The organism is Arthrobacter ginsengisoli (assembly GCF_031456935.1).
Classification (GTDB): domain Bacteria; phylum Actinomycetota; class Actinomycetes; order Actinomycetales; family Micrococcaceae; genus Arthrobacter; species Arthrobacter ginsengisoli.
In genome coordinates, this window is the sequence record NZ_JAVDVQ010000048.1 from 1 (window position 1) to 8,383 (window position 8,383).

4 protein-coding genes and 1 pseudogene are annotated in these 8,383 nt (G+C 64.9%); 3 read left to right on the forward strand and 2 right to left on the reverse strand.

Translation table 11 applies throughout. From position 1 onward, the window contains the following. Positions 1–151: 151 nt before the first annotated feature. Positions 152–1,162, forward strand: a pseudogene (locus J2X01_RS21635) (amylo-alpha-1,6-glucosidase); the annotation flags it as partial. A gap of 291 nt (positions 1,163–1,453) precedes the next feature. On the opposite strand, the gene J2X01_RS21640 reads toward J2X01_RS21635, so the two are convergent. Both J2X01_RS21640 and J2X01_RS21645 read right to left on the reverse strand, forming a co-directional pair. Further along, positions 1,454–2,818 carry an MFS transporter gene (locus J2X01_RS21640; protein ID WP_310062524.1) on the reverse strand — a complete coding sequence of 455 codons (1,365 nt, stop codon included), beginning with the start codon at positions 2,816–2,818 and terminating at the stop codon, positions 1,454–1,456. Positions 2,819–2,935: 117 nt separating this feature from the next. Continuing rightward, a complete protein-coding gene (locus J2X01_RS21645) occupies positions 2,936–6,802 on the reverse strand; it encodes a hydantoinase B/oxoprolinase family protein (protein ID WP_310062526.1) in 3,867 nt (1,288 codons plus the stop codon). Between the two features lie 459 nt (positions 6,803–7,261). Between J2X01_RS21645 and J2X01_RS21650 the strand changes: the two genes are divergently transcribed. Both J2X01_RS21650 and J2X01_RS21655 read left to right on the forward strand, forming a co-directional pair. After that, positions 7,262–8,041 carry an N-carbamoylsarcosine amidohydrolase gene (locus J2X01_RS21650; RefSeq protein WP_310062528.1) on the forward strand — a complete coding sequence of 260 codons (780 nt, stop codon included), beginning with the start codon at positions 7,262–7,264 and terminating at the stop codon, positions 8,039–8,041. A gap of 75 nt (positions 8,042–8,116) precedes the next feature. Next, positions 8,117–8,239, forward strand: a complete 123-nt coding sequence (locus tag J2X01_RS21655) for a hypothetical protein (protein ID WP_310062530.1) — start codon at positions 8,117–8,119, stop codon at positions 8,237–8,239. Positions 8,240–8,383 lie beyond the last annotated feature (144 nt).

An 8,383-nucleotide genomic window follows, 5' to 3' on the forward strand; every position in this document is an offset into this window, starting at 1 on the left:
CTTATAAGCGAGGGCTTTCTTCTTTGTCACAGCCTGACGCTGGTCCATCGTTAGCTCCATGAAAACGGGCATAGCCCCGATCCGCTGCCCCCGCCCGAAACCACGCCGCTACGCGGAGGTTTTCAAATGAGGCAACGTATCCGGCTACGCGGAGGTTTTCTACGAGTCAACGCGCGGTCTGTCCTTGGGCGGTAAGCCGGAATATTATGGCAGCGTCGATGCGACCCCGCTGTTTGTGAGTGTGCTCGGGGCCGTCAGCCGCTGGGGGTTCGCCAAGGGGACCATTGCCGCCCTGCTGCCCAACGCGGACCGGGCACTGGACTGGGTCCGGGACTACGGGGACCGCGACGGCGATGGCTTCGTCGAATATGGCCGCCTGAATGATCGGGGGCTGATCAACCAGGGGTGGAAGGATTCCTGGGACGGGATCAACTTCGCGGACGGCACCCTGGCGGAATCGCCGATCGCCCTGTGCGAGGTCCAAGCCTACGTGTTCGCAGCGTACATGGCGCGTGCGTGGATGGCCTATGACGCCGGCGACATGGCAGTGGGTGACGAGCTCACCGACCGGGCGGCAGAGTTGAAAAAACGGTTCAACGAACAGTTCTGGCTGCCCGATCGCGGATACTTTGCGATCGCGTTGGATAAGGATAAGCGCCCGGTGGACGCGTGCGCCTCTAATATGGGCCGCTGCCTCTGGTTCGGTCTCATGGATGAGGAGAAGGCGCCGCTGGTAGCCGAGAAGCTGATGTCCCCGCAGATGTTCTCCGGCTGGGGCGTTCGCACCCTGGCTTCCGGCATGGGGGCTTACAACCCTGCGAGCTACCATAACGGCTCGGTGTGGCCGCACGACAACGCCATTATTGCGGCCGGCCTGGTGCGCTACGGTTTCGTGGAAGAAGCCCAGCGGATCGCCACGGCCCTGCTGGAGGCCGACGCGCATGTATCCCGTGGTGGTCTGTGGCTGGACCCGGTACTGCTGGAGGCCTATGGCGACCTACACATCACCAATGCCCCCATGGCCGGCGGCCGGATTACCATCGACATTTCCGGTTCCACCACCTCCGTCCAAGGGCTGCCCGAGGGCATGGTGCTCCACCGCGGGCACCGGCCGTGGATGACCGAGCTGGTGGAGCAGGCCAAGCTGCGCAAGGAAGCTTAGCGGAACGAGCGGCCCGTCAGCCCGCTTCGGCAACCTCGGCATGCCACCTCCTGCTCACCCAGGCGGGGAAACGGTGCAGCAGCAAACCCGCTGGACCGGTAGATGACGCGGGTGCATTCATGGATCAGGCGGTGTCAGCGCCAGTGCTTGAGGGCGGTGAGGACCTCGCCGTTAGGTGGTCCACCCGATAAGGGAACCTGCCTTATTAAAGTCATCGGCACGGCGGGAACTCTCTGGTGTTCAGGGAGTTCCCGCCGTGTCGATGGTGTTTGTGGTGCGGGTTCGTTCCTCTCAGTCCATGCGGACCTTGCTGGGGTCGACGTTCCGGGCGGCGAAGATGAGCAGGCCGGAGGCCAGGATGGGGATCACTCCCCACCAGAGGGTGGCGTTGATCCAGCCGGCGCCGGCGGCGAGGGTGGCGGTGATCAGCAGGCCGCCGATGATCGCCCCGACCTGGCCGGAGGCGTTGATGATGGAGCTGCCGGTTGCCCGGGTGTGGACGGGGAAGCTCTCGCCGGTGAAGAACAGCAGGGCGGAGAAGGGCCCGATGAGGAAGAACAGCCCGGCGCTGTATAGCCCGATGATGAGCGGGAAGTTCCCGTTCGGTGCCTGGAGCATGGTGAAGAAGGAGACGGCACACAGGATCCAGCCGATCCCGATCGCGTTGCGGCGCCCGATCCGGTCGCCGAGCCAGCCGTGGAACAGGTAGCCGGCGAAGGCCGTGGCGTTGGAGATGATGAGTACCAGCAGCGCGTTGTCGAACTCGATGTTCTTGCCGTCCGGTGCGGTAAGCAGCGACGTGCCGAGGATCGCGAAGGCGAGGACGCCGAGCCAGTTCAGGAGGAACGCGCCGCCGATCGTCAGGGTGGACCTCAGCGATTCCCCGCGGAAGACCGAGACGAGTGGGCTGGCCTTCTCCGAGACGTCGATTCCGTATTTGCTTCCGAGCTGCTGCGCCTCTTCGATCCGGCCGTCCTTGATCATCTTGTCGATCTGGTGACGGTGGGCGAATTGGGGGCTCTCCTTGAGCCAGCGTCCGGCGATGACGATGAAGACGGCGGGGAGGGCGGCCACGGCGAAGCAGAGCGCCCACCCGCCGATGGGGAACAGCAGGTAGACGGACCCGGCAGCAAGGACGGAGCCGACCGGCCAGCCCGACTGGACGAGTGAGTAGATGAGACCGCGGCGGCGGGCCTTGGCGGGATCGCTTTGGTGGGCGAACATCTCGTTGAGGTACGCCGCGTTGATGGCCTGTTCGGCGTACCCGAGGCCGGCCAGTGAACGCACGAGGACCAGGAAGACGAGTCCCAGGCCGGCAGCGATGCCCACAACCCAGCCGACAGTGGCGGTCAGCAGTGAGGCGACGGCGGCACCGACGACGGCGATCAGGATGCCCTTGCGGCGGCCGATCCGGTCCACGATCGGGCCGATCGCGAAGGCCACCAGTGCAGTGCCGGCGGTCACCCAGGTATTGATCCCCGTGGACTGGGCCGCGCTCAAGCCGAGGTCTGAGGCCAGCATCGGCAGGAGGTTACCGAACAGGACGAAGTCATAGACGGCGAAGGTCCAGGCGAAGAAGCAAATCCAGGTGGCCAGCCGGACGTCCTTGGGCCTGACATCAGACTCGACAAATTGAAAGGTTGGGGCAGTGGTCATAACGGTTCCTAATTCACGGGGATGGTGGGGATGTGATCAGTAGGGAACGAAGGGGGCGGCCTGGAGGCCAGCGTCAATAACTGGCTCCAGGCCGCCCCTTTTACTGCGTTTACTGGCTTAGGTTGCGGAACTGAGCTCGGCGACCAAAACCTCGCGGCGTTCGGCGGTTGACCTCAGATCGACCGTGAGTTGGCCGTTAACCTCCTTGAGGACCACACCGTAGTCACGGGCGGCCGCTTCGGCGGTCGTGAAGCCGTCCAGCACGTCCTCGAGGACCTTCAGCGGGTCCCGCTTGTGCGGGTCACCGAAGCCACCACCGCTGGGCACGGTGATTTGGAGGGAGTCACCGGCCAGCAGCTGACGACCGGTGACCTTGGACGGCCAGGACTCCTCGCCCGCCCGGCCGACGTTCTTCACGAGCGAGCCGTTGAGGCCGTCATGGCCGCCGAAGGCTCCCCATGGCACGTCCGACTCGTGGCGTTCACCCTCGCAGGTGATCGCGGTGTCGGTCAGGAAGGTGTTCTCCCGGACGATGCCGATGCCGCCGCGGAATTCACCGGCGGCCGCCGGCTCGGAGCGCAGTTCGTAGCGGTCGGTGCGCATCGGGAACCGCCACTCGAGCTCCTCGATCGGGTTGTTGCGGGTGTTGGCGATGAGGTTGTCCACGGAGTCCGGCCCGTCGCTGGTGGCGCGGGCGCCGTAGGAGCCCTCGTTGACCTCGAGGTAGACCCAGTACTCGCCCTGCTTCTCGTCCCAACCGGAGTAGGAGATGAAGTGGATGTGGGCGGAGTTGCCGGCGGTGACGCGTTCGGGGATAACGGGGGCCAGGGCCCGCAGGGCCAGGTCAACGGCCCGCTGCACCTGGGAGAACCGCGAGAAGGTCGCCGCCGGGTACGTCGGGTTGAAGATGGTGCCCTCCGGGGCGATCACCTTCAGCGGCTTGAGCATGCCCTCGTTCTGGGGCACGAACACGGGGAAGGCAACCTCGTCCAGGAATATCATCCGGGTGATGAACGTGAACGCCGAGACCGTTGTGCCCTCGAAGGCGCAGTTGTAGGCGGTGGGCACCTGTTCGGAGGACCCGGTGAGGTCATAGGTGATCTCGTCACCCTCGATGATCACCTTCACGACGATCGGCAGCTTCTTGCCGTAGTTACGTCCGTCGTCGTCCAGGTAGCCGACCTCGGTTTCGTAGACGCCGTCGGGGATCTTGGCGATCTCCTGGCGCAGCATCCGCTCCGAGTAGTCGATCCAGCTCTGGCCGGCGTCGCGGACCGCGCCGAAGCCGTAGCGCTCGATGAGGGCGGTATAGCGGGTCTTGGCCAGCTCGCAGGCGGCGATCATCGCCTGGAAGTCGCCCTCGTTGGAGGTGGGTGTCCGGGTGTTGTTGAGGATGTGCCGGATCAGCGATTCCTGCCGGACGCCCTTCTCGGAAATCTTCACTGCCCGGAAGATGGTGCCCTCGGACTGGATGTCCTGGATGTCCACCATCAGTCCGGAGTACGCGCCGCCGTTGTCGATCAGCTGGCCCGAGGCGCCGGCGAAGCCGACGAGTTCCCCGTCGTGGAAGATCGGTTCGATGATCGCGACGTCGGGGGAGTGCGTGGCGCCGAGGTACGGATCGTTGTGCAGGATGATGTCACCGTCGTGGATATCATCGCCGAGGACCGAGATCACACCCTTGACGATCTTGGGCATCGAGCCCATGAACATTGGCGTGGAGTCGGACTCGGCCAGCACGTTGCCGTCCTTGTCGAACAGCCCTGCACCGAGGTCCTCGGACTCGCGGATGATCGAGGAGTAGGCCATGCGGAAGAGCACCGAGGCCATTTCCTTGGCCGCGGAGTTCAGGGCGCCGCCGATCACGCGCATCAGGATCGGGGTGGCCAGTTTCTCGGCGCTCTGGGTGGCGGCCGGGCAGTCGATGACGAGGTTGCCGGCTGCATCCACCGCTCCGGAGAATCCCGGAGGAATAACTGTGGTGGAGTCGTACTGCTCGATGATGGCGGGGCCGGTGAAGGTGATTCCCACGCCCATCCTGTCGCGGTCGTAGAAGCCGGTGTCCAGGGTGACCGGCTTGCCATCCTGTTCGAAGGTCACCGGGCGGGTTTCCACCAGGGCGTCCTCGAGGGAACCGGACTTGATCGCTTCCGGCGTGGGCAGGTCATCCATCACCGCGCTGGCCTCCACCCGGATGTTGATGACTTCCACGGTGCCGTTCTTGAAGCGGTGGCCGTACTCCTCAAAGTGGGCGTCGTGGAAGGCCGCCTCGGCCTTTTCCAGCCAGGCCTGGTTGACCGGTCCGGCGGGGGCAGTGAAGCGGATCTCGTATCCCTGGCCCTCGTAGCGCGCGTCCGCGAGCCATTCAAGCTTGCGGCGTCCGGCCGGCACATCCTCGGCATCGAGTTGGGCGTTGGCGTCGCGCTCCAGCTGTTCATAGGAGCCCTGGATGGCGGCGGGGTCCGCGCTGGCGAACGTGAACCGCCTGGTCGCGACGAACTCATACTTCTCGTCAGTAGCCAGCAGACCGGTCGCAGCCATGATGCCCGGGTGGGCCGGGATCAGCACCTTCGGGACCTCCAGCTCCGCGGCGATCTCGCAGGCGAACAGTGCGCCGGCACCGCCGGCGGCCACCAGGGTGAAGTCGCGCGGGTCATAGCCGCGGCGGACGGAGTTCTGCTCGATCGCCTGGGTCATGCCGAACTTCTGGATCTGCAGCGCGCCGAGGGCGGCCTGGTCCACCGACATGTTGAGCTTTTCCGCCAGACCTTCCATGGCCTTTCGGGCGCCCTCGAGATCCAGATCCATACCTGAGCCTGCCAGGACGCGGTCCGGACGCATGCGGCCCAGCAGCATCTGGGCGTCAGTTGATGTCGGCTCCGTCCCACCGCGGCCGTAGCAGACCGGGCCCGGAACCGCGCCGGCCGACTGCGGACCGACGCGGAAAACCCCGCCGGCGTCGACGTAGGCGATGGAGCCGCCGCCGGCACCGATGGTGTCGATGTCCACCATCGGGACCATGGCCTGGTGATCGCCGATCTTGGTGTCCAGCAGGTGACGCATGCGCAGTTCACCCTGGTAGGCCACACCGATGTCCGCCGAGGTACCCCCAATGTCCAGGGTGACAACGTTCTCGAAGCCGGACTGACGACCGGCCCACATGCCGCCGATCAGGCCGCCGACCGGGCCGGACATCATCAGTGTGACGGGCCGCTTGGCAGCCTCCTTGATCGGGACCATACCGCCGGAGGACTGCATCAGCAGGATCTCCCGCTTGTAACCCAAGCCTTCGGCCTGCTCCTGCAGGCGGTAGAGGTAACGGGAGACCCGGGGCCCGACATAGGCATTCAGCGCCGTGGTGGAGAACCGCTCATACTCCCGGTACAGGGGCACGATCTCGCTGGACAGGGACAGGTAAGCCTCAGGGAACTCCTCCGCGACGATCTCCCCGATCCGCTGCTCGTGGGCGGGATTCAGATACGAGTGCAGCAGGCAGACGGCGATGGCCTCGACTCCGGCCGCCTTCAGCTCACGCACGCGCTCACGGACCTCGTCCTCGTCCAGGGCAACCAGGACCTCGCCGTTCGGTGCGGTGATGCGCTCCTTGACGGTGAGCCGGTGACGGCGCTTGATCAGGGGCTTGGTCTGCCACGGCAGATCCTGCTGCAGTGAGAAGTTGTACGGCTTCTTGTGACGGGCGATGTGCAGGATGTCCCGGAAACCCTCGGTAGTGATCATCCCGACCTCCGCACCCGTGTGCGTCAGCGCGGTGTTGGTGGCCACCGTGGTCCCGTGCACCAGCTGGTCGATCTCCGCAAGCGAGACCCCGGCCTTCGCGCAGAGCTTTATGATGCCTGAGATAACGGCTTCGGACGGGTCGTGCGGGGTGGACGGGACCTTCTCCACAACGGCGATCCGCTGGGCGTCGTCCGAAAAATACAAGTCGGTGAATGTACCGCCGACGTCTACTCCGATGCGCTTCATACTGGGGTCCTTTCGGAAGTGAGGCTCAGGACTGCGTTGAAGGGGAAAGCCTGTGTGGGCCTCTCGGCCTTTAGGCCACCCCCGTTGGAGTCCGCTGGGGTTAGACCGCAAATCAATGTGCTGTAGATCACACAGTTGCTTACTAAGCAATATAGTTCCCATGGGAGCAACATGCAATGGTTGGCGGCTCTTTTTTCAGGCGTCCCCTTCGCCTACGGACCGGATGCTGCAAGTGGTCAAGGTTGATGCCCACTCGCTTTTGGATAAATCGCCTCGCTCCGAGTTCATGCTTTTCGGAAGGCGTGGGGCGGCGGCTCCCTTGGCTGACGCGGGGCCTGGAGGCGAATTCAGGCAAATCTCAGAGAAGGGGTTGTGCGTTGCACAAACAGCAACTACTGTGATGGCACAGCAACAAATGCGGACAGGAAAAGCCCGGTCCCCAAGAGAGTGGAGAGAACCATGACAGCAGAGACAGAGACGTTCAGCGACATCGAAGCCCGTCTTGCCGCAGTGCTGGAGGAGGCGTTCGAAGCAGGCACGGACATCTACAACGAGCGAGGCTTCAAGCGTCGGATCGGCTACGGCAACCGCCCCGCCGTCATCCACATCGACCTCGCGAACGCTTGGACCCGACCGGGCCACCCGTTCAGCTGCCCGGGCATGGAGACGATCATCCCGAACGTCCAGCGGATCAACGAGGCCGCGCGCGCCAAGGGTGTCCCGGTCTTCTACACCACGAACGTGTACCGCAACCGCGACGCCACCTCCGGGACGAACGACATGGGCCTGTGGTACTCGAAGATCCCCACGGAGACCCTTCCGGCGGATTCCTACTGGGCGCAGATCGACGACCGCATTGCTCCCGCGGAAGGCGAGGTCGTAATCGAGAAGAATCGCGCCTCGGCGTTCCCGGGGACGAACCTCGAGCTCTTCCTGACCTCCAACCGCATCGACACCCTGATCGTGACCGGTGCGACCGCGGCCGGGTGCGTTCGCCACACCGTCGAGGATGCGATCGCGAAGGGCTTCCGCCCGATCATCCCCAGGGAGACCATCGGCGACCGCGTCCCGGGCGTCGTGCAGTGGAACCTCTACGACATCGACAACAAGTTCGGTGATGTGGAGTCCACGGATTCGGTGGTGGATTACCTGAACCGCCTCCCGCAGTTCGAGGACACGGTCCCGAAGACCCTCTCGGATCCCCAGCCCGAGGTGGCGTGCCCCGCGGATCCGGCCTAAGCCGCACCGCACTCTCGGAGCCCCGCGGTCCGGCATCCCCGGCCCGGCCCGACGACAGCCGGCACCCCTCAGCGGGTGCCGGCTGTCGCCGTGGACGCCCATCCGCTGGAGAACGTCATCAAGTACATTAACAACCTGCCCGACTTCGCCGACACTGTTCCGACCTCGGCGATCCCGATCAAGGCCCCCGTGGGCTGATCAGATCCTCACACCACGGCGCGGTCCCGGATCTCCTGGGCCGTGCCGCGGCGTGCCCGCAGCGGGTGGTGGCCCGGCCTCCGGCCAGAGGTGGAACGGGCACACCGTACGATGACTCCTACGGGTGACTGCACTAGCACCCGG

What these genes read in the sequence shown, in the direction of transcription:
- J2X01_RS21640 (WP_310062524.1), bottom strand. Translation starts at nt 2,818, where the DNA reads ATGACCACTGCCCCAACCTTTCAATTTGTCGAGTCTGATGTCAGGCCC.
- J2X01_RS21645 (WP_310062526.1), bottom strand. Translation starts at nt 6,802, where the DNA reads ATGAAGCGCATCGGAGTAGACGTCGGCGGTACATTCACCGACTTGTAT.
- J2X01_RS21650 (WP_310062528.1), top strand. Translation starts at nt 7,262, where the DNA reads ATGACAGCAGAGACAGAGACGTTCAGCGACATCGAAGCCCGTCTTGCC.